The following is a 20829-nucleotide window of genomic DNA, read 5'->3' on the forward strand; positions in this document are numbered from 1 at the left end:
AGCCCACTCACGAAAACGAGTGGGTTTACAAAAGCTCTAGCTAACCCACAAAGGTTTTAGTCAGAGCTATTTATACATATTTTTTTGGTCCAACTCACTAAGCACCTACTCTATCCTCAACTCGAATAAATCAGCTGCTCTGATTGCAAAGTTTTCAATGTCTCCGTACATTCTTAGAAGGAAAGATACCATTAGCGATGACACTAATGGTACCCTTTGTTTCTACTCAATTATTCAGCTTCTCCAACAACTGTAAAGCGTTCATTTATATGTTTTGGATTTTCAATTTCATCCAATACTGCAATTGCATAGTCTGCATAGCTGATATAACTTTCGCCTTTCGAATTCACAAGAAGATGATCTTTTCCTGACTGATAAAATCCAGTTCTTTTCCCGTCTGGGTCAAATACCGCTGAAGGACTGATAAATGTCCAGTTAATATCAGAAGTTTCCTTTAGTTCTTGCAAGTTACGACCTTGGCCTTTAGCTGTTGGAATAAAAATCTCCGGGAAATCAGGTGTATCCATTACACTGACAGTTTTATTTTCGTCTACATAAAGACTCCCTGCTCCACCTACAATTACGGCTCTTGTACCCGTTCCTTTTAATGCCCTAATTAATGCCCGGCCAGCATCTACATGTGCCTGTTCTTCTCCTAATGGAGCACCGAAGGCATTAACTATTACATCTAACTTTTTTAGATCATCCGATGTAAGATCAATTATATTTTTTTCAATGATTGAAATCTTTTCCTCTTTAAGTTTTGCAGCATCTCTTACAATTGCAGTTACTTCATGTCCCCTGCTTACCGCTTCTTTCAAGATAAGACTTCCAGCTTTTCCGGTTGCACCAATGATTCCAATTTTCAATTTAAAGTCCTCCTAATCATTCAAAATTTTAAATGTAACCACATTGATTACATGTAATAATTTTAGTTACACCTTATTTATTTGTCAATACTTTTATCATCTTGTTAATTGAGCATATTAGAGTAAAAGAACTTGTAATACATTCAGTTACAAGTGTACTATAAAGAGTGTAACGTAATTAGGATGGTGAAGAAATCATGTCTATTAGCAGCCGTTTTGCTGTAGGAATTCATATATTGGCTCTTATTGAAATAAATGAAGACGGAATTAGCACTTCTGAATTTTTAGCTGGAAGTGTAAATACAAATCCCGCCTTCATAAGAAAAATTATGGGGATGCTGAAAAAAGCAGGTTTAGTAAAAGTTCAGCCAGGTATTGCAGGAGCTGAATTAGCGAAGGATTTAACTGAAATCACCTTACTTGATGTTTATAGAGCAGTTCATGTTGTTCAAGATAAAGAATTGTTTAGTATACATGAAAATCCCAATCCTCAATGTCCTGTAGGCCGGAACATTCAAAGTACAATTGGTCCAATATTTGAAATCGCCCAATCTGCCTTGGAAAAAGCTCTTGGGCATATCACAATTGATGATGTGGTAAAGGATATTATTGAAAAAGAAAAATTGACCAATAATTGTTAAATGATTTCACAGAAAATCTTTTATCAGATTGGGGATAAGAAAAATGGCTTTTTCATGAACAAAAAAAGAGCAGACATAAAGTCTGCTCCTTTTGATGAAAGATTCAGATTACGGTAAGGGATATAAATATGCTCATGATACAGAGGAAAAATTAACGACAATGCAGACGATGCCAGATTCTTTAATAGGGGTGAGTATTACTATCCAACAACTCAAGGTTCAGAAGCTAAGTTCAAACAAAGACTTGAGGAAATCTCGGATTGTATAAAAGAAACCGCAAATCTAGTTTGAACGAATATGTTCTGTATATAAAAATAATGAGGTATGGAGTGAATTGATAATGAATTATGATGCAATAAAAGATTACTGCCTAACCTTTCCAAACTCTTATGAAGACCATCCTTTTGGAGATGGTTGGACTGCAATTCGGCACAAAGGGAATAAGAAAATATTTGCACTTATCTTCACTCGCGACGAACACTTATGTGTCAACCTTAAATGCGAACCTGAAAGGGCTGATTTTCTACGTGGTCTTTTTGAAGAAATCAAGCCCGGATACCATATGAACAAGGAGCATTGGAATACTCTTACCTTAGATGAGGGACTCCCAGAGCACCAAATCCATGACATGGTAAAGTACAGCTTTGAACTGACAAAACCAAAAAGTAAAAAGGAAACATAACATCGAAGGATAGAACGCTTATTATAGATATTCATCCGTTGCAATGATACAGAGGAATATGCAAAAAACCTCAAGTCAGCAATGTTTAAATTCGTATTTACGAGATGATTTTTTCGTTATTGTTAGTCCTTTGTTTCTTGACATAGGTTGAGCAAATAAAAAAGAGCAGACTCAAAGTCCACTCAATTCATTAAGATGATTGCTTATTTCATCCAGACACCTATAAAAAATGAAAGGTGACGATGATATGCCACAAAAGTCATTTAGCGTTTAATTAATACTGATAACTCACCTTCAAACACTTTTTCTTCTTTCTGATTATAGGTAGATAACAATACAGTAAGTATCCCCGTCTGGCTTTTATTTGGTTTTTTATCAATAACCTTAACAATAGTGTGCAGTTTATCATTAGGGTAAACGGGTGCTAGGAATTTTATATTATTCATTCCTGTCCCAGCAATAATATCGTCTTCATGACACCCTTCTTCAATCCAAAGCTTAAACGTAATAGATAACGTTTGTATTCCAGAAGCAATAATTCCATTAAATCTGCCCATTTTTGCTTTTTCTTCATTTAAATGCATGTATTGTGGGTCATACACTTCTGCAAAATTCATTATATTCTCTTTTGTTAATTCAAAAGATTTAGTTTGAAAAACCTGCCCGATGGTGAATTCATCCAACTTCATAAATAAATCTCCTTGAATCTAAACTTTATTATTAAATCTACGTAGCATTTTAACATACTGGCTCTCACACAACAACTTAACGGTGAAACAATTGTTCCCCTATCAGGAATGAACAAGCACATTGTTTTTGTTTCCTTGCTTTTAACCTCTTTATAATCAGGTGTTTTCTTATAAAGACCAAGGCGGTCGCCATCACTATCACCCGGCATATGTGTCATTTTCTCATAAGAATCTCCAAGCTTCTCATAATAAGAATAAGCAGTAAGCTTGCGAGAACTTTCTTCTGGCTGATAAAACGCAAGTTGAATATACTTCCCGTCATCATATACACGAATTATGGCGTTATCTCTTTTGTACTCATCTGAATCTGCTCGCATTTCTTTTCTGACTTTCTTCTCCTGCTTCATCACTTCATTAATTGCATTATCATATTTACTACCGCTGCACGCAGTCAGCAGAAGGATGAAGGTGACTGACAAATCATACGGCCTACTATACAGTAACAGATGAATTTTCCGCAAAAAAAATACCAAGGGCGATCTACAACCCTTGGTATCATTGATGCGGCCGAGAGGACTTGAACCTCCAAGGGTTATTCACCCGCAGGGCCCTCCATCTATATTCATAAAACTATTGCTCAGTTGTCAGCATGTTAAGTAAATTACGAATTTCCTTGTTATAACTTTTAATTTCTTCTTCATTACAACCGGTTTTATCAAATACTGCATTAGGTATCATTCACGATTTCGTGATGCTCAACGCCTTAGCTAAAACTGAAGCTGCGCGCGGAGCAATTGATCTTGCCGCAACCTGGCTGCGTAAAGGGTTTTAATTCATCTATTGTTTCGTCACATAGAGACTGCTGCAAATAAATAAAAAACAAACAGATCCACTCAAATAATTGAGTGGATCGTATATTGATTCAATAACTTATCGCAAATATATTCACGTTGGAATAATGGAACTTTTGATGAGCTTTTTAATCGGGCTGGTTATTATTTTGTTGTTGAGATGTCCCTAATTGAAAAGCTAACTCCACAACAAACTCTATTTTTTCACCAGTTCACCCTCTTCATATCCAAAAAACCTTTGTTGATAAAAACAATAGGATTATTAGTTAGCGTACAAGTTCTCGTTTTCTGCTTTGGGCCCCATATAGAAAACAAAAAGCCAGCTCTCCTTCGGGAGAAGAACTGGCATAACAAAGCTTCTTATTTCTTATTTTGCTGTATTGCTCGGACCTTTTAATTTCTCTTCGTTCTTGCGTCAATGTTTTATTATTAGGACACAACCAATAAAATAATGACGATCGAGAATAGCAACGCTGCTTTTGCAAAGCAGTAAGCCCTCCAGAATATAAAAGAGCTGCAGTCATTGCTGCTCGGATAATCCCAGCTTACTCTGAGTCTGTATTTCGAGTAGCCGGTCAATTAAATGGATGTTTTTTTCATTCCTTTTCTGTTTGTTCCATTTTCCACCACAGTGAATCTTTTGGATTTTCAACAGCTTCTTGAAACTCAGCTTTAGAAGCAACTGTTGGGTAAGAACCTTTTAAAGATTTACCTGAAGTATCTTTAAATAAGGTTAACACAACTATTAAGCCAATTAAACTAACTGCTAATAAATAGAAACCCGGCGCCAAATTGTTTCTTGTCACATGGGTTAACCAAGAAGCAACTAAAGGTGTTGTTCCGCCAAAAATAGAAACTGATAAGTTGAATGTCCAGGATAATGTTCGATATCTAATGTCAGTATGGAACAACGTAGGTAAAGATCCTGGCATAGTACCTTCGTATACAGATAATACAATACCTAACATTAAAAGTCCTATAAATAAAAATATTAGACTCCCCATATTAAGAAATTGAAAAGAGATAATCGAAAATACAATTCCTAATACTAATCCAATTGTTATAACTTTTTTATTTCCTAATTTATCTCCCAATTTACCAAAAGTTAAAGCGAACGGTACCATAATAATCAATACAATTGCTGTAATCGGTGTACTTATATTATCACTTATACCAAGGTTCTCATCTAAATAAGAAGGCATATAACCTAACAATAGGTAATTGGTTATATTGAAAAATGCCACAAATACGATACATAAAAAGATATCTTTTTTATATGTTTTAATGACTTCTAATAAACCTGGTTGTTGTTCTTGGTTTTCAGAGATGTCATTTTCAAAGATTGGTGATTCATCTAAATGACTTCTCAAATATAAACCAAATAATCCTATTGGAATACTTAAGAAGAAAGGAATTCTCCATCCCCAACTATTCATTTGAACATCAGATAAAGTCCAGAAAAGTACTGTAACTAAAACAGACGCTACTATATAACCAGATAATGTGCCGATTTCTAAACCGCTGCCTAACCTTATACGTTTATTATCTGGAGAAGATTCTGCGATATATACCATTGCACCAGCGTACTCTCCACCCACAGAAAAACCTTGCAGAATACGAGCTAAGAGTAATAATATAGGGGCCCATACACCAATCTGGTCATAGGTAGGAAGCACACCAATTATTAAAGTAGATAAAGCCATCATTAAAATAGTAATTGTTAATACTATTTTCCGACCAAATTTATCACCCACTTTACCAAAAATAATTCCGCCTACCGGTCTAAGTAAGAAGGCAATTGCAAATGTAGCAAAAGTAAATATTAACTTTAATTCATCGTTTTGAACCGGACTGAAAAAGTTTTTACTAATAATAACTGCCAAATAAGAATATAAAGCAAAATCAAACCATTCCATCGCGTTTCCTATCCCTGTAGCAAACACGCTTTTCTTCGCTTTTTGAATGTCTACAACGTTAATTTTTTTCTTGTTAAACTTCATTTAATAATATCAACTCCTTAATTATCAAATCCACATTATACAAGCGTATAAACGGTCCAAGCATGCAGTCCCAGAATGTATAGCATAATGCTTCTCTAAAGTCTGGGGGTTTCTGTTTCACCTGATGGAGAGCTAACGGCATAGTGGATGATTGGTTCAACTGTACCTTAAAAGACTAGACGAATATCCATACCAGCGCCAAATAACATTGTAAACCAGGAAAGAAGGATGAAATTCAGTTTTTTCGCTGGTTTCCTTAACTTATTTTTGCCGATTGGACTAAAAATAATACAAAAAGCAACAAAAAGAGAAACATCCAACAGATAATACCAGCCAAAGCGGTTAGTGATATATCCTTGGGCTGTGGTTGGTGTTTTCTGCAGACTATTTGGAGAAATGATTCCCCTTCATACAGCTCTATTGTGAATATTATCACAATCAAAAAAAAACTTTTATTTCTTCAAAGGATCCTAAACCTATATTTTAGTTCTTCCATTACGTCTTTATTTACTGATTCTATCTTTATTACCCCGCAATCAGGTGAAACAAAACACTATAAACGTAGCATACCTTTTTAAAATCTGACAAGCCCAACAGGGTGATAGAAACCCGGCTAAAGCCAAGCTAGTCAATGGATAGAAGAAATTTTTTTGTTTTTCCCAAGGAATAACCGTCTGCGTTTAACCTAGCCCAATTAGAAAGAAAAAGAGCAGGAGTAATCCTGCTCTTCCATTCAAAACTTTAATTTGTATGAAGAATGTCGTATACCTTTTCGACTTTCTTTACCTATTAATCAGTATACAGACTACAACAGAAATAAGTAGCACCGGGTATGAAATAATGGATGCATTTAAACAGGCCAATCACCGACAATTGAATTTATTGCATGACACCTAACAAAATTTTTTTTAAAATCCAGCTGGAAATAAAGAAACATTTCTTAGGTAATGGTTTTATTTTTGGTATATCGACATGTATTTGTTCCCCTTCCCTGTAATCCTAATGTTTCGATATGAACATTTAATCCTTTCATACATTTATCACAATTTTAACAATCTTTTAACTGAACTGGGTAAGTTGAACAAGGATTAAACATTGAATTTTGACAATCACAAACTGTCATATGTGTCCGTCATATCAAAAGAATCTCTTTAAGGTGTTGTTTAGTGCTTTCGTTACGGCGACTATCGACAAATAAGAACCAAGCAAAGTATTGTCCAGATAGTTTGAGTATTTTGATCACTTTGAAAATAAGTTATTGAAAATACACTACCTAAAATCACTGCAGCCAATAGACATCGGCTGATTTTCATCAATAATCTCCCCTTTTTTATTTTTCGTAGAGAGCATTAAGCTTCCTCGTTCATGAAAATAATCAGCGACTTCAATCGAAAAATTTTCAACATCAGCAAACATTTTCCTCGAAGTCTTGGTATTCTTCCTTGCTTAGCAGCACTTTCTCTGCTTTGGCAAATTGGAGTTTGAGGCATTAGTAACTACCTATAAAGATGAAAATATTTGTGCGATGTCTACTGCAGATGACTTACTTTAGGTAAGTGGGCAGTTTGTGGGCAGTAGATCATTTAAAAATAAGCACAAAAAAATACCAAAGGTGGTTAAACCCTTGGTATCATTAATGCGGCCGAGAGGACTTGAACCTCCACGGGTTATTCACCCACTAGGCCCTCAACATAGTGAATCCATATCACTGGTTATGAAAGCTTGTTTTCATTACACTCTCTATCCTCCACTTTCATCATTTTTATATGTTTTCATGAATTATGGTTAAAAATCGGTGATTAAATTGTGCCCATATAGATTGCAAACATGTCATTGATGCCATGTTCGTTTAGTTACCCTTGCAAATAGAAAAAGATAACCCTCATAATTTTCCATCTTATAAACTAAACTCAGCATAAGTGGGTTATATAATTTATAATATATATGATTTGTTGTATTGATGTGTTGAAAAATAGATCAAAGAGTCTCGTTTAAATTTAAAGGGAGGATGATAAGATGGAGAGAAAAGAAATATCAACATTGAAGGATGTTGCTAATTCGTTGATAACAATGCTTAAGAATAAATATTTCACAAAATTATTGATGTTTCTAGAATTAAATCCTGAATTAAAAAAGAATTTTACAAAATTCTTAGTGAACCCAGAGAAAGTAATATTATACTTAGGTAAAACTCATTGGGGTGTAGAGTATATAGGAAATGTTAATTCTAAAGAAATTAGTTTGAATCATAAGTTTGAGTGTCAGTTCTCAGACTATTCAACAGGAGATAATCTTTTAACAGATATTTTAGGCATTGATTATAGTAAACAAACAGGTCCAGTACTGCCATTACCGGAGTATAATGTTGATTTGGTTCATCCTACCAATGAAGCCATGGACATCATGTTAAAGAATGGATGGAATTTAGATGGTCAGTCAATGATAATAGGTCTCAATGCAGGCGAATTTGTATTACAGGAAGGTATGTGTCATAGAATAGTTAATGGTTTCTTTTATGGAACTAACAGGTCTGGCTTAGTTACCAGAAATGTAAAATGGTTAGATTTGTTTCCACTACAGTTAGATGATACAGACGTAGAAGTAGATACATTTGAATTTTATATGTGGCCCAATATTTCAGATGTCATAATACATGATGTCCACTTTCAATACCCTCTTCCTTCTGGATATAGAGAAGAAAAATGGTATAGTTTAAATCGCTTTGTTGAGTTGATTAGTTCTAAGGATACGAGTGAACTCCAAATAACTGCTTTTCTAGCTAAGCCTGAAAATCAGTTTATATTAAAAATGGCTTTTATGGGTAAAAATATATATTCTGAATGTGAATTAGAATGGCAATCAGTAGAATGCAAAGCAATTAGACCAGATTTTTTTGTAGAAGGACCAAATGGTTATTCGGATATTGTTGAATTTAAATTACATAATTTAAAAAATACAAAAAGCATAGTGGGGCGGGAGAATAGAGAAACCTTCAGCGCGGAGATTAATTCATATATTAGTCAAACAAGAAACTATGAGGAGTATTTTGAGGACCCTAAAAATAGAGAGTTTGCGGAAGAACAGCATGGAATAAAAGTTCATTATCCGAAAAGAATTTTGGTAATGGGAAGAAGATGGATGCTAGATACCCCAGATTGGAGAAAGTTAGAAAATGATTATAGAAACATCATGTTTAAAACTTATGACGACATTATAGATTTAGTTTTAAGTCATTTATATTCATAATAAAGTTATATTTCAGGTTTCTAATGGATTTACACACTATCCATATTGTGTAAATATTAATATTTATGTAATTGTTTTATGTCAGATCAAAAAGCCAATTACAATTTATAATGTAGAAAGTACATTTTAGCTAATTTTGATACATGGTTGCGTGTTTTTTGCTGTATTAGATAAACTTTTGTTTTTTGACAAAGAAAAAATTCTGAAAACATGGTGAAGTATATAAATTGAATGAAACGATTTCTAAATATATGAAAATTGAGGGAATGGAGGAATTTTAATTGCTAGAAAACTTTAAAGGATTAACAGGTTATGATGATTCTGAATTCAAGGAAATATGGGAAAATGCAATATTTGTAGTTGATACAAATGTTTTATTGAATTTCTATAAGTATACATCAAAAGAGGTAACCAAAAGTTTACTGAAAATTTTAAAATCCTTAAAGGATTCAGATAGACTATGGATTCCCCATCAAGTGGCGCTAGAATACTTTTTCAATCTTGATTCTAATATGTCCAAACAAAAAGAGGGCTACCTCTTTTTAAGTGACGGACTCCACAAATTAAAACATGAGGCAGAGAAAACTTTGCGGACAGCTCAAAGTGATTATCCATATATAAATACAAAGCAATTCAAATTTTATATTGAACAAATAGATAAACTAAATTATAAACTTGATAAGATTCTAAAAAAAGAGTTAGAAAACTTACCGAATACTGAAAAAATAAAAGACGATCTAAGCAACTTACTTGAAAATATTATTGGTGATCCCTATGTTCAAACAAAAATTGATAAGATTGAAATTGCAGGAAAAGAACGCTACGAATTTGATGTCCCCCCCGGTTTCAAAGATAAAGGCAATAAAAAGAAAGAAGGCTATAGAACGTATGGAGATTTTAGATACAAACAAATCTATGGTGACTTAATTCTTTGGAATCAAATAATTGATAAAATCAAAAACTCCGAAAATCCAAAACCAGTAATATTTATCACTGAAGAGAAAAAAGAAGATTGGTGGGAAAAAGATGAACAAGATAATATTAAAAGACCTCATCCCCTATTAATTCAGGAATTCATCAATAAAACTAAACAAAAGTTTTTTATGTATAGAACAGAGAGATTTGTTAAATATGCAAAAGAGCACCTCTATACTGATATTACAGAAGAACAAGTTGAAAATGTTACTAAAGACATTGAAAACATCCGAACACTAGAGCAAAATAATAGTTTTAAAGATTCTACTGAGTATCCTAAGTTAATTAATGCTACAGACTATATCCAAAAATTCTTTGGCTCAAGCAATATAAGAAGGAAATTGATAGATCTTTTACCTGAAGAAAAAATAGAAGAATTCTATAATAGGCTTGATGACACAGAAGATGAAGATATGGAGCAATTATACAGGTGGTGCTTAAAACAATCTTCTGCAAATATCACCAGAAGAGTCAAGGCATTGTTAGGTAGATTTGCATATTACGATCCCGAAGAAGCTGATTTATATTATAAACGTCTGAAGCCTTTTTTTGAACAAAAAGCGCTCTTACCAAACATTAAGTTACTAAAAAGCATAGAGATTCTTGAAGAAAAATTGGTTGAAGTGGACCCTCTAGAAGATTTGCATTAATTAGAATTAAAACGTGCAATAACTATACCTTCTTCTGCCTATCTTTTTTAGTGAACATTGCAAGCTTTACTTTTAGTAGAACGCTATTGCGCTACTAGACATAATTCGAAGTATTAAACCTATTAAGTGATCAGATTTGGCGAACCAATCCAAGGAGATTTTTGATTCATTAAATAGACACTTAAGAAATTGAAATTTGTTCTTGTATCCAACTGCTGATAAAAAATCATAACTAATGAGAAGAAACCCTTAAATCAGCTTGATGTTATATCTAAACCGTAATGACCGATTTTCCTCTTCCTAAACGAATTCTGTTTTGTCGTTTCTAAATGCAGGATTACAGCGGAAAACATGGTCAAATAAAAAAGCTCTAACAAAACCACAAAGGTTGCTAGTTAGAGCTTTTTTATACTTTTTTATCCCGCTTACTAAGCACCTACTCTGTCGTCAGCAACATGGAAAGGAGCTTTGATAACAGGGGCATCATTTGTTAAAATTACTCCTGCGATGCTACCCAATAAAATGACTGAAAACAAAGTCCGGCTGATCTTCATTAATAATCTCCCCTTTTTTTATTTTTCGTCTCGCTTCAATACTCAGTCGATAATATTCATTTGAACGTGACAAATCCCCTTTTTCATAAAAATAATCCGCTACTCTGATTGCAAAATTTTCAATGTCTCCGAACATTCTTTTTTCATTCAGATACGAAAAGGCCTCTTCAATTAAAGAATATTCATCATCACTAAAATAAAGTCCTTCTATAATCTTAAACTTTGCTTCATATTCTGAATCTCCGTATTTCTTTGCGACAGATTGCCCCTTTTTTAAATAAAGTAAGGCTTCAGCCAGAGCTTTCTGTTTCGTTTTAACATTTACAATATTGAACAATGTTTTTGTCAAAAAGACGTGTTCAGTCTTTTCGAAAAATTCTAATGACGTTTGTAAATACTCAGCTGCTTTATCATATTCACCTATATAATCATAACAAATACCAATATTCATTCGAGACATACCAATCAAGTAATCCGCTCCAACTGATTCAGCTATACGCAATGTGTCTCTAAACACATCTAGTGCTCTTTCATAATCCAAAGAGTCAATTAAATTACCAGCAATTATATTTTGACATCTTATGATTTGAACTGCATACGCATCGTACTGTTTGAAAATTTTAAGCGCCCGATTGGCATAATTTAAAGAAAAATAAGTTTGTTTCATATAGTAATACACATGGGCGACTTTGAAGAAGAACTCCGCCCTTTCAATTTCATCTTCCACCTCAAACAACTTTTTCTCCGCGATTCGATAAGCACTTATTGCTGTAGTCAGTTCTTTCCTTCTAAATTCATACATTCCCATAAAGAAATAAAAATAATACTCCAACATACCGGTTAATTGACCTTGGGATTCAATTTCCCTTAGCGTCTCATATGCATTTTCCAAGCTATCCATATTCTTTGACTTCATATAGCTCAACATGATTTCATGTCTGAATTCTAGCAGCTGATAATATAATAGAGCATCTTGATTTTCTTCCATATTAGCTAGTTCAGCTTCAGCTTCCACTTTAATTCGTTCTGCTTCCTCAACCAAATCACTCTTTATCGCCATGTACCAAGCATTTAGTTTTTTTGTCACCAAATCATATGGAATTTTGCTTCTCTTTAAAAAACCCTGCTGCAAGAAAGCTCCCCCATCTCCACTAAATTGTTGGAATATTTACATTAATTGTATTATGGCAGATTGAATATTTCTTTACAAAGTTAAAATGCAAAAAGGTACGAATTGTCTATTGAAGAAATTATTCTTTTCGTCATATTTTCGCTTATTGTAAGACTTTTGTTTCTTGACATTAAAAAACAGACAATACCAAAGAAAGGCAATCCTTGTTATCATAGTAAGGGGAGTTTTCACAGATGATACCTTCTTAAAAGGAGATGCTTAGATGGATGACCAAAACAAAAACGAAAAAATTGATAATAAAATTATTGAACATTTGGCTTGCTTAGAGATTAACAGTTTAATTCTTAAGCCACCATTCCGTTTAGTTGGTAATATTCAAGTAGATGATAAGGGTATCTCTTACGATGGTGAAATTCAGGTTTATAATAATACAAAGCTAATAAAATCAAATGTTGCTGGGGAGGTCCGAGTACAAGTAAAAGGAACCACGACTTATAAAAAAATTCATAAGTTAAACAAAATAAAACATCGCGTAGAGAAAAAGGACATCGAGGTTTATAATAAGTTTGGTGTGGGTGTATTATACTTTGTGGTAACAATAAATCCCTTAACATACAAAAGACAAGCATATTACAGACTATTTGCTCCCATAGAATTAAAAAAACTCTTATTAGAATTGAATAGTAGAGAAAAAAATACTAAATATTTAAATTTTAAAAAGCTAGAAGAAGGACACTTAGAATATTTGTGTAGTACTCTTTTAGAAGTGACAAAAAAACAGCCTCAGAAATTTCTTGAAGCAAATATAGAAACTAATTTCAAAAATTATAAAGTGGATTTCATTGATATAAATAAAGATACTTTTAATTTATTCGAAGAAAGTGCTTACATTTATGGACTCACTGCAGACAATATAGAAATCCCTGTAGATGTAGCACATTTATCCATAATAAATAAAGCAGATACAGAAAGTATTTATCTAAACGATGAAAAAGTTAATATCTCTTATGAGGTAAGTGTTACAGAAAAAACATCTAAAGTTGTTATAGAAAACACATTAAGTTTTGTTTTAAATAAAGACAATAGCTTGGGACAGTTTCATTTAGGAAAACTAAAGACACTAAGTTCATATTTAAAATGTTTACAAGTAATAAAACATTACATAAAAAGCAAAAACCTTTCATTTCGCACTTTCCAGTTAAAGGGCGAAATGTCTATGGATAAATTTCAAAACATTGAAGAAGAAATCAATTCATACAAAGAGTTGATCAAAGTTTGTGCCGAAATTGGGATAAGTGAAGACTATGTATTTAATGATAAAGAGAATTTACCAATTTTATTTAATGGGATTATTAAGGTTTTCAAAGATAAAAAATATGAACTCTTAACTATCCCTCAAGAAGCAAAACTAGAAAATATAAGGTTATACTCTATTGAACTTTCTGATTACGTTACAGTAAGTTTAATTTACACAGGTGATAAATTTGTTAATTTCTACAGTAAAGAAGCTTTAACAACAATAGGTGGCTTATTACCGAAAGAACAAGGCAATGAAAGAATTGATTATTCACTTGATAAATGGGAAGATCACTATTTACAAGTAAGTGTTTACTCTTCTCAGAACGTGAATAAAATGGCGAACGATGCTAACTTTAATTTTGAAATATTAAAGTTATCCTTCTCTAATAAGTATCATGACATAAAAACCGACGCAACAATTAATGTTTCATTAAGCTATATAAATTATTATAATGAATTTCATGATGAAAAATTTCTAGAACTTGCTCTTGACCTTAATCAACGACACTTAGACAAGGTTCCAGAAGACTTTTTTGCAAGAATTAATATTTATCTTATTAAGCTAATAAAAGACCACACACTTTTAGATGAGGAACAATCTGATATTCTAGATATACTAGAAAAAGCAGAGGTATCCAAAAACAATCAATTATGCTTTGCATGTGAAGTCTTATTACGATGTAAAATGAAAGCTGAAAGAATATTCAATTCTCTTAATGATAGAGAACAAAAAGAGGTGATGGGATTTCCAATTTATCATTTCTATAAGAATTTGAGGTAGTATACTTAAACAAAATGAGCAGACATTATGTCTGCTCCCCTTTTACCTCTTCATAACCAGGTGTTTTCTTATACAGACCAAGTCGGTCGCCATCCCCATCACCCGGCATATGTGCCATTTCCTCAAAAGAATCTCCAAGCTTCTCATAATAAGAATAGGTAGTAAGCTTGCGAGAACTTTCTTCTGGCTGATAAAACGCAAGTTGAATATACTTCCCTTTATCATATACACGAATTATGGCGTTATCTCTCTTGTACTCATCAGAAGCAGCTCTCATTTCTTTTCTGGCTTTCTTCTCCTGCTTAATTACTTCATTAATTGCATTATCATATTTACTACCGCCGCACGCAGTCAGCAGAAGCAAAGCGAATATATTAAGGAAAATAAAAAGGTTCTTCAAAAAGAGATAGCTGACAAATCATACGACCTACTATAAATAAGTGGACAGTAACAGATGAATTTCTATAAACAAAAAATACCAAGGGTATCTAAACCCTTGGTATCATTGAGATGCGGCCGAGAGGACTTGAACCTCCACGGGTTATTCACCCACTAGGCCCTCAACCTAGCGCGTCTGCCATTCCGCCACGACCGCGTGCTATGAAGCTGTCTTTCCACTAAGCATATAAGCTAGTGATGATGATCAGCACTTTGAAAAGAAAGTGCGGGTGAAGGGACTCGAACCCCCACGTCGTAAGACACTAGATCCTAAGTCTAGCGCGTCTGCCAATTCCGCCACACCCGCGTGACAAGTGGTGAGCCATGAAGGACTCGAACCTTCGACCCTCTGATTAAAAGTCAGATGCTCTACCAACTGAGCTAATGGCTCGCTCTAAAAGTGATTCAAAATTTTTAAATAAAATGGCTGGGCTAGCTGGATTCGAACCAACGCATGACGGAGTCAAAGTCCGTTGCCTTACCGCTTGGCTATAGCCCAACGAAGGTAAATGGTGACCCGTACGGGATTCGAACCCGTGTTACCGCCGTGAAAGGGCGGTGTCTTAACCGCTTGACCAACGGGCCGTCTGGTTGAGAACTTATCTGGCGGAGAAGGAGGGATTTGAACCCTCGCGCCGCTTACGCGACCTACACCCTTAGCAGGGGCGCCTCTTCAGCCACTTGAGTACTTCTCCATATGGCTCCACAGGCAGGATTCGAACCTGCGACCGATCGGTTAACAGCCGATAGCTCTACCACTGAGCTACTGTGGAATAATCAGACTTTCTTTATTATAAATGATGCGACATATTGTGTCAAGAAGCAACATTTATTTTTTTAAGAAAGTGTCGTTGTCTCTCAACGACTTTTATAATTTAACATAGAACATTAAAATGAGTCAAGCCTTTTTAAAAAATTCTTTTGATTTTCCCTCTGCATTTTCCGCAGGCATATCTTTCCGGGTTCATTGCCCGCTTCTTTATATACTGTTGGCCGCAAGCCGCGCATCTATACATATATGTTTTCTTTTGTGGCTTTTTGGTTTGCAGCGGCGTGCAGAATCTCGGCGCTCCGACTTTCTGAAGCAGTTCTCTGAAGTCCTTGTCTCTGTGCTTGTACCCTTTTCCTTCAAGGTGAAGATGGTAATGGCACAGCTCGTGTTTAATGATTCCTTCCAGCTCGCTCTGCCCGTGTTCGAGAAGATATCTGCGGTTTAATTCGATGTTATGGGAAGACAGCATGTACCGGCCGCCTGTCGTTTTCAGCCGGTCATTGAAGAAGGCTCTGTGACGGAACGGCTTTCCGAAATCTTGTGCAGAGATGTCTTCCGTCAGCTTTTGAAGTTGTTCGTTATCCATATGTGCACCCCGCTTTAAAAACATTGAACGGGACAATTCACCGTTCGCATACAATGAGTTAAAACCGACCTCTAACTAAAAGCTGAGGAGGAATGAGCCATGCCGAATTGGCTGATGAAACAAATGCAAAAAGCGTTTTTAGAAAAGGACAATTACCAAATCAAACTGCTGAACCAGTGCTGGTATTTCTACAGAAAAAAACACTGCTCGTAAGCAGTGCTTTTATTTTACCATAGACAGCGACACTCTGCCTTTTTGCACGTCCACTCCTTCGACCCATACGGTGACGATGTCTCCGACCGATACGACGTCGAGAGGATGTTTGACGTATTGATTGCTCAGTTTTGAAATGTGCACAAGCCCGTCCTGTTTGACGCCGATATCGACGAAAGCGCCGAAGTCTACAACGTTGCGGACGGTGCCCTGCAATTCCATTCCTTCCTTTAAATCCTCAAGCTGCAGAACGTCTTTTTTCAGCAAAGGCTTCGGCACTTCGTCACGAGGATCTCGCTCCGGCCTTGTCAGCTGCCCGCAAATATCCGCAAGCGTAATCTCCCCTATACCGAGCTCTTCAGCCGTTTCAGACAGCGGCAATGCGCTGATTTTCTCTTTTGCGTCCGCGCTTCCGATCTGATCCGCAGTGAGCTGCAGTTTTTTGAGCAGCGCCTTTGTCTCTTTATAGCTTTCCGGGTGTATCCCGGTGCGGTCGAGCGGCTCCCGTCCTCCGGGCACTCTCAAAAAGCCGATGCACTGTTCATATGTTTTTGCGCCGAGACGCGGGATTTCTTTCAGCTCTTTGCGATTTGTAAATTTTCCGAGCTCTTCCCTTTTTTTAACGATATTGCCGGCAACGGTTTTGGATAACCCGGCTACATATTGAAGCAGCGCGGCTGATGCTGTATTGACATTCACCCCGACTTGGTTGACGACGGTCTCTACGACAAAACGGAGTGATTCATTTAAATGCTTTTGGCTCACATCATGCTGGTATTGCCCGACGCCGACGGATTTAGGATCAATTTTTACAAGCTCGGCCAGCGGGTCCTGCAATCTTCGCGCGATGGAGACGGCGCTGCGCTCTTCGACCTGAAAATCCGGAAATTCTTCACGGGCGATTTCTGACGCCGAATACACGCTTGCTCCGGCCTCATTGACGATGACATAATAAATGTCCCGCTCTGTTTCTTTCAGCACATCAACGACGAATTGCTCTGTCTCTCGTGATGCCGTGCCGTTTCCGATCGCCACAACCTCGACTTCGTACCGGTCCAGCAATTCTTTGATTTTTTTCCGGGCTTCCGCTGTCTTTTTTACGGGAGCGTGCGGGTAAATGACGTCGATTTTCAACACTTTTCCCGTCTCATCAACAACTGCCAGTTTGCACCCCGTACGGAAGGCCGGATCGACGCCGAGCACGACTTTTCCCTTCATCGGCGGCTGCAGCAGGAGCTTACGCAGGTTTTCAGCGAAAATATGAATCGCCTGCGCGTCTGCTTTTTCTGACAGCTCTTTGCGGATATCGCGCTCAATAGCCGGCTGGATCAGACGTTTGTAACTGTCCTCAATGGCTTCTTTCAGCGTTTCTTTCACAGGCGTTTCACGGTGTTTGATGATTTGTCTTTCTAAATAAGCTTTTATCTGATCGGCGGGCGGTTCGATCGCAATCTTTAAAATGCCTTCTTTTTCACCGCGGTTCATCGCAAGCACTCTGTGAGGAACGACCTTTTGGATCGGCTCTTCGTACTCGTAGTACATTTCATAGACGTTTTTCTCGTCATCTGCGGCTGACTTGCCTGCCGCGGAAGTGAGAATTCCTTTTTTATACGTTTCCTGGCGAATCCACTTTCTGAAATGAGGATCATCCGAGATTTGTTCGGCTATGATGTGCTTCGCGCCTTCAATGGCTTCCTCTCTTGAAGCGACTTCTTTTTCTGCACTGATATATTGATCAGCGATGTCGTGAAGGCGGTTTTCTTTCGGGAGAGAAAGAATATAGTCCGCAAGCGGTTCAAGGCCTTTGCTTTTGGCGACGGTGGCTTTTGTTTTCCGTTTTTGTTTGAAGGGACGGTATAAATCCTCGACTTCCTGAAGCTTGACCGCTTGTTCGATTTTTTGCTTCAGCCCTTCCGTCAGCTTGTCCTGCTCAGAGATCAATCTGATGACTTCTTCTTTCCGCTGCGTCAGGTTTTGTATGTATTGCCACCGCTCGGAGATTGACTGAATCTGCACCTCGTCCATTGAGCCGGTCTGCTCTTTTCGGTACCGCGCAATAAACGGGACGGTGTTGCCGTCTTCCAGCAGGCGGATGACACTTTCGACATGTTTTTGGGATAACGCTGTTTCTTCAGCAATTTGTTTTTTCAAAAGGGCTAACGTTTCCATATCACCAAAGCCTCCATCTCTTCATTCTTTCTCTAGTGTATCAAAAAACGGCGGAACATAAAAAAAGCAGCCTTACGATAAAAGCTGCCCTAGAATATAGGTCAAATCATCACGTCTGGATGTTGTGTACGGATGAAGTGATTTTGATATATCTTCTATTGAGTGTCCCTGCTTTAAGCAGGTGCGGATATGCGGAACCTCAAGCCCATCCGTGTAGATGATGAACCTCGCCCCTTTTTCGTATGATGACGTATACGTTTTGTATCTTTGCGGTTTGCCTGAGAGGTAACCCGAAATCGGCAGCGGATGAAAGACTTCGCCTGATGGGGAGTGCAGGAAGAAACGGACATTGCCGATCGAGCAGTATGTCAATTCCCTTTTGATGAAGTTGATTTTTAAGATGGAGGCAGTCGCCCCTCTTTTGTTTTTCATCGCTTGATTGCAGCGCTCAATGATGCTTTCCACATCCTCATCCGCATACGTTTCCACGATGTCTTTAATGGCTGACGAGGATTCGTTGGCAAGAGATCCGCTGCCGAGACCGTCCGCTACCGCGCAAACTAATTCTTCTTCATTCGCCTTCATAAAAAAGCTGTCGCCGCATATGGACTTGCCTTCTTTATTTAATTGGTATACAAGAGTTTGAACATGTTCATTTTCTTCAACCTGAATCATTACATTAGCTCCATGGAGGGATCTCCAATCAAGGCCTCTCTCAGTTTTTTCACCGCTTTCCGCTGCAGGCGCGAGACGTGCATTTGAGATATTCCGAGAATGTCCCCTGTTTCTTTTTGGCTTTTATTTTGCACAAATGTTAGATCGATAATCTGTTTTTCGCGGTCGGACAGCACATGAAGCACGCTTTTGATCATCATCTGCTGGTTGACGCGTTCGTATCCTTCCTCCTGCGAACCGACGATATCTAAAATCGTGACGGTGCTTCCGTCCGCATCCGCTTCGATGCTGTGATCGACAGAAAGCGCCTGATAGCTTTTTCCCATCTCCATCGTTTCAAGCACTTCCTCTTCTGACACATCGAGAAAGGCTGCGATTTCTTCGACTTTCGGCGACCGCTGCGTCTCTGTCGTCAGCTGATCCACCGCCATTTTAATGCGCGGCCCGAGTTCTTTAATCCGTCTCGGAACGTGTACGCTCCATGTTTTATCTCTGAGGAAGCGTTTGATCTCGCCGATGATGGTCGGAATCGCAAATGCTTCAAAGGATTTGCCGACCTCGGGATCATACCGTTTAATGGCTCCGAGAAGTCCGATCATTCCGACCTGGCGGAGGTCTTCGTGAAAGCTTTTTCCTTTTGAATATTTCTTTGCCAGCATTTCGACGAGATTGGTATACACCTCGACGAGTGTTTCCTGGGCTTCTTTATTATCATGTGTTTGAAAGTCGCGTATGAGCCGATCAACTTCATCTTTAGTTAGTTTCGTAGTTTTTGATGGTTGTGCCATGATCAACTCGCTCCCCATTTAAATACTTTGTCATCGCCACGGTTACGCCAGAGTTGCTTTGAACTTTGACTTCATCCATGAGCGTTTCCATTAAATACAGACCGAGCCCTCCTTCTGACAATTGATCGACTGTGTGCGAAGGTGTGTACGGCCCGAGATCCTGCTGCTTCTGATCAAAATCAAAGCTGTCTCCCTGATCGGCGACAATGACCTCCAGCCGATCCTCAAACACACCGAACCGCACGGATACTTCTCCCTTATTTTCATCGTTGTATGCATGCTGGACAGCGTTTGTACAAGCTTCGCTGACAGCGATTTTCAAATCTTCAATGTCATCATAGGTATAGCCCATTCTGCTTGCGACCCCTGATAACGTAAGCCTGACGATTCCTACATATTCCGGTTCGGCCGGAATTTTCATCTCTATATAATCAACTGATGTACTCATTGCACGCCACCTTCTGACTTTGCCGAAATGTCGATGATGTCCTTAAGCCCCGTAATTTCAAACAGACGGACGAGCCGGTCGGAAAGATTCTCAAGCTTCAGAGAGCCGCCTTCCTTGCTCACCGTTTTAAACACGCCTACAAAAACGCCTAAACCCGTACTGTCCATATAGTTTACATCTTTTAAGCAGATTCTCATGTCCTTCCCCTCGTTTGCCAGGGGCATCAGCTTTTCACGAACCACCGGAGCTGAGTATACATCGATTTCTCCAGCGATATTGATTTGTATATCTGAAAGATTCTCCTTCATATCTACCGTTAAATTCATCGTATCACCTCTGAAAGTTATCCTTACTCGTGCTAATGGCTTTTT

General features: G+C 37.2%; 18 protein-coding genes, 7 tRNA genes and 5 pseudogenes. 7 read left to right on the top strand and 23 right to left on the bottom strand.

The features are described from left to right. Nucleotides 1-230: 230 nt before the first annotated feature. Nucleotides 231-869, bottom strand: coding sequence for an NAD(P)-dependent oxidoreductase (locus CXL14_RS00805; protein ID WP_014416975.1), 639 nt, complete (start codon nt 867-869; stop codon nt 231-233). A gap of 197 nt (nt 870-1066) precedes the next feature. Between CXL14_RS00805 and CXL14_RS00810 the strand changes: the two genes are divergently transcribed. Together CXL14_RS00810 and CXL14_RS00820 are read left to right on the top strand one after the other, a co-directional pair. After that, nucleotides 1067-1510 (top strand): Rrf2 family transcriptional regulator, encoded by a 444-nt coding sequence (locus tag CXL14_RS00810; RefSeq protein WP_014416974.1) that lies wholly within the window; start codon nt 1067-1069, stop codon nt 1508-1510. 340 nt (nt 1511-1850) lie between these two features. Next, a complete protein-coding gene (locus tag CXL14_RS00820; protein WP_032863961.1) occupies nt 1851-2192 on the top strand; it encodes an MmcQ/YjbR family DNA-binding protein in 342 nt (113 codons plus the stop codon). 263 nt (nt 2193-2455) lie between these two features. Here the strand turns inward: CXL14_RS00820 and CXL14_RS00825 are convergent, their stop codons facing one another. Both CXL14_RS00825 and CXL14_RS00830 read right to left on the bottom strand, forming a co-directional pair. Next, the gene (locus CXL14_RS00825; protein WP_014416973.1) at nt 2456-2881 is read right to left on the bottom strand and encodes a MaoC family dehydratase; all 426 of its coding nucleotides are present in this window, start codon (nt 2879-2881) and stop codon (nt 2456-2458) included. Between the two features lie 125 nt (nt 2882-3006). Then, a pseudogene (locus CXL14_RS00830) lies at nt 3007-3381 on the bottom strand (cystatin-like fold lipoprotein); the annotation flags it as partial. Nucleotides 3382-3608: 227 nt separating this feature from the next. Between CXL14_RS00830 and CXL14_RS20300 the strand changes: the two are divergent. Further along, a pseudogene (locus CXL14_RS20300) lies at nt 3609-3713 on the top strand (esterase); the annotation flags it as partial. Nucleotides 3714-4328: 615 nt separating this feature from the next. On the opposite strand, the gene CXL14_RS00845 reads toward CXL14_RS20300, so the two are convergent. From CXL14_RS00845 to CXL14_RS00855, 5 genes and pseudogenes are all read right to left on the bottom strand, one after another. Then, the gene (locus CXL14_RS00845; protein WP_014416971.1) at nt 4329-5732 is read right to left on the bottom strand and encodes an MFS transporter; all 1404 of its coding nucleotides are present in this window, start codon (nt 5730-5732) and stop codon (nt 4329-4331) included. Between the two features lie 38 nt (nt 5733-5770). Next, nucleotides 5771-6136 (bottom strand): annotated as a pseudogene (locus tag CXL14_RS00850) (BCCT family transporter); the annotation flags it as partial. A 705-nt stretch (nt 6137-6841) separates the two neighbouring features. Then, nucleotides 6842-6960, bottom strand: a pseudogene (locus CXL14_RS20605) (IS1595 family transposase); the annotation flags it as partial. After that, nucleotides 6917-7045 carry a hypothetical protein gene (locus tag CXL14_RS20305; RefSeq protein ID WP_228370356.1) on the bottom strand — a complete coding sequence of 43 codons (129 nt, stop codon included), beginning with the start codon at nt 7043-7045 and terminating at the stop codon, nt 6917-6919. The gene CXL14_RS20305 and the pseudogene CXL14_RS20605, both read right to left, overlap by 44 nt. Next, a pseudogene (locus CXL14_RS00855) lies at nt 7002-7157 on the bottom strand (tetratricopeptide repeat protein); the annotation flags it as partial. The pseudogene CXL14_RS00855 and the gene CXL14_RS20305, both read right to left, overlap by 44 nt. Nucleotides 7158-7748: 591 nt before the next feature. On the opposite strand from CXL14_RS00855, the gene CXL14_RS00860 reads away from it, so the two are divergent. Further along, nucleotides 7749-8978 carry a Shedu anti-phage system protein SduA domain-containing protein gene (locus CXL14_RS00860; RefSeq protein WP_032863960.1) on the top strand — a complete coding sequence of 410 codons (1230 nt, stop codon included), beginning with the start codon at nt 7749-7751 and terminating at the stop codon, nt 8976-8978. Between the two features lie 281 nt (nt 8979-9259). After that, nucleotides 9260-10603 (top strand): PIN-like domain-containing protein, encoded by a 1344-nt coding sequence (locus CXL14_RS00865; protein ID WP_032863959.1) that lies wholly within the window; start codon nt 9260-9262, stop codon nt 10601-10603. A 510-nt stretch (nt 10604-11113) separates the two neighbouring features. Here CXL14_RS00865 and CXL14_RS00870 read toward each other — a convergent pair. After that, the gene (locus CXL14_RS00870) at nt 11114-12289 is read right to left on the bottom strand and encodes a Rap family tetratricopeptide repeat protein (protein WP_101287632.1); all 1176 of its coding nucleotides are present in this window, start codon (nt 12287-12289) and stop codon (nt 11114-11116) included. 262 nt (nt 12290-12551) lie between these two features. Here CXL14_RS00870 and CXL14_RS00875 point away from each other — a divergent pair, with 262 nt between their 5' ends. Then, on the top strand, nt 12552-14369 hold the full coding sequence (locus CXL14_RS00875) for a hypothetical protein (protein ID WP_021495075.1): 1818 nt from the start codon (nt 12552-12554) through the stop codon (nt 14367-14369). Nucleotides 14370-14394: 25 nt separating this feature from the next. Here CXL14_RS00875 and CXL14_RS00880 read toward each other — a convergent pair whose 3' ends face one another. From CXL14_RS00880 to CXL14_RS00920, 9 genes are all read right to left on the bottom strand, one after another. Continuing rightward, nucleotides 14395-14769, bottom strand: a complete 375-nt coding sequence (locus CXL14_RS00880; RefSeq protein ID WP_021495076.1) for a cystatin-like fold lipoprotein — start codon at nt 14767-14769, stop codon at nt 14395-14397. A 111-nt stretch (nt 14770-14880) separates the two neighbouring features. Next, a tRNA-Leu gene (locus tag CXL14_RS00885) sits at nt 14881-14964 on the bottom strand. A 68-nt stretch (nt 14965-15032) separates the two neighbouring features. Next, nucleotides 15033-15114 (bottom strand) — tRNA-Leu (locus CXL14_RS00890). 8 nt (nt 15115-15122) lie between these two features. After that, nucleotides 15123-15198 (bottom strand) — tRNA-Lys (locus CXL14_RS00895). Nucleotides 15199-15231: 33 nt separating this feature from the next. Beyond that, a tRNA-Gln gene (locus tag CXL14_RS00900) sits at nt 15232-15306 on the bottom strand. A gap of 11 nt (nt 15307-15317) precedes the next feature. Next, nucleotides 15318-15392 (bottom strand) — tRNA-Glu (locus CXL14_RS00905). Nucleotides 15393-15411: 19 nt separating this feature from the next. Then, nucleotides 15412-15502, bottom strand: a tRNA-Ser gene (locus CXL14_RS00910). Nucleotides 15503-15505: 3 nt separating this feature from the next. Beyond that, nucleotides 15506-15580, bottom strand: a tRNA-Asn gene (locus tag CXL14_RS00915). 135 nt (nt 15581-15715) lie between these two features. After that, nucleotides 15716-16165 (bottom strand): SprT family protein, encoded by a 450-nt coding sequence (locus CXL14_RS00920; RefSeq protein ID WP_014416968.1) that lies wholly within the window; start codon nt 16163-16165, stop codon nt 15716-15718. A gap of 99 nt (nt 16166-16264) precedes the next feature. Between CXL14_RS00920 and cmpA the strand changes: the two genes are divergently transcribed. After that, entirely contained in the window at nt 16265-16378 is a 114-nt protein-coding gene (gene cmpA, locus CXL14_RS00925) for a cortex morphogenetic protein CmpA (protein ID WP_003156164.1), read from the top strand. A 9-nt stretch (nt 16379-16387) separates the two neighbouring features. Here cmpA and CXL14_RS00930 read toward each other — a convergent pair whose 3' ends face one another. From CXL14_RS00930 to rsbV, 5 genes are all read right to left on the bottom strand, one after another. Then, nucleotides 16388-18547, bottom strand: a complete 2160-nt coding sequence (locus CXL14_RS00930; RefSeq protein ID WP_014416967.1) for a Tex family protein — start codon at nt 18545-18547, stop codon at nt 16388-16390. A gap of 72 nt (nt 18548-18619) precedes the next feature. Then, complete coding sequence (locus tag CXL14_RS00935; RefSeq protein ID WP_007410234.1) at nt 18620-19222, bottom strand: phosphoserine phosphatase RsbX; 603 nt, start codon at nt 19220-19222, stop codon at nt 18620-18622. Further along, nucleotides 19222-20010, bottom strand: a complete 789-nt coding sequence (gene sigB, locus CXL14_RS00940) for an RNA polymerase sigma factor SigB (protein WP_003156171.1) — start codon at nt 20008-20010, stop codon at nt 19222-19224. Before sigB ends, CXL14_RS00935 begins: the two co-directional genes overlap by 1 nt. Further along, nucleotides 19976-20458 carry an anti-sigma B factor RsbW gene (gene rsbW / locus CXL14_RS00945; protein ID WP_007609591.1) on the bottom strand — a complete coding sequence of 161 codons (483 nt, stop codon included), beginning with the start codon at nt 20456-20458 and terminating at the stop codon, nt 19976-19978. Before rsbW ends, sigB begins: the two co-directional genes overlap by 35 nt. Continuing rightward, complete coding sequence (rsbV, locus tag CXL14_RS00950; RefSeq protein ID WP_003156176.1) at nt 20455-20784, bottom strand: anti-sigma factor antagonist RsbV; 330 nt, start codon at nt 20782-20784, stop codon at nt 20455-20457. The genes rsbW and rsbV overlap by 4 nt, the downstream gene beginning before the upstream one ends. Nucleotides 20785-20829: the final 45 nt, after the last annotated feature.

The sequence above is a fragment of the Bacillus sp. SJ-10 genome, from assembly GCF_002843505.1.
Taxonomy (GTDB): domain Bacteria; phylum Bacillota; class Bacilli; order Bacillales; family Bacillaceae; genus Bacillus; species Bacillus velezensis.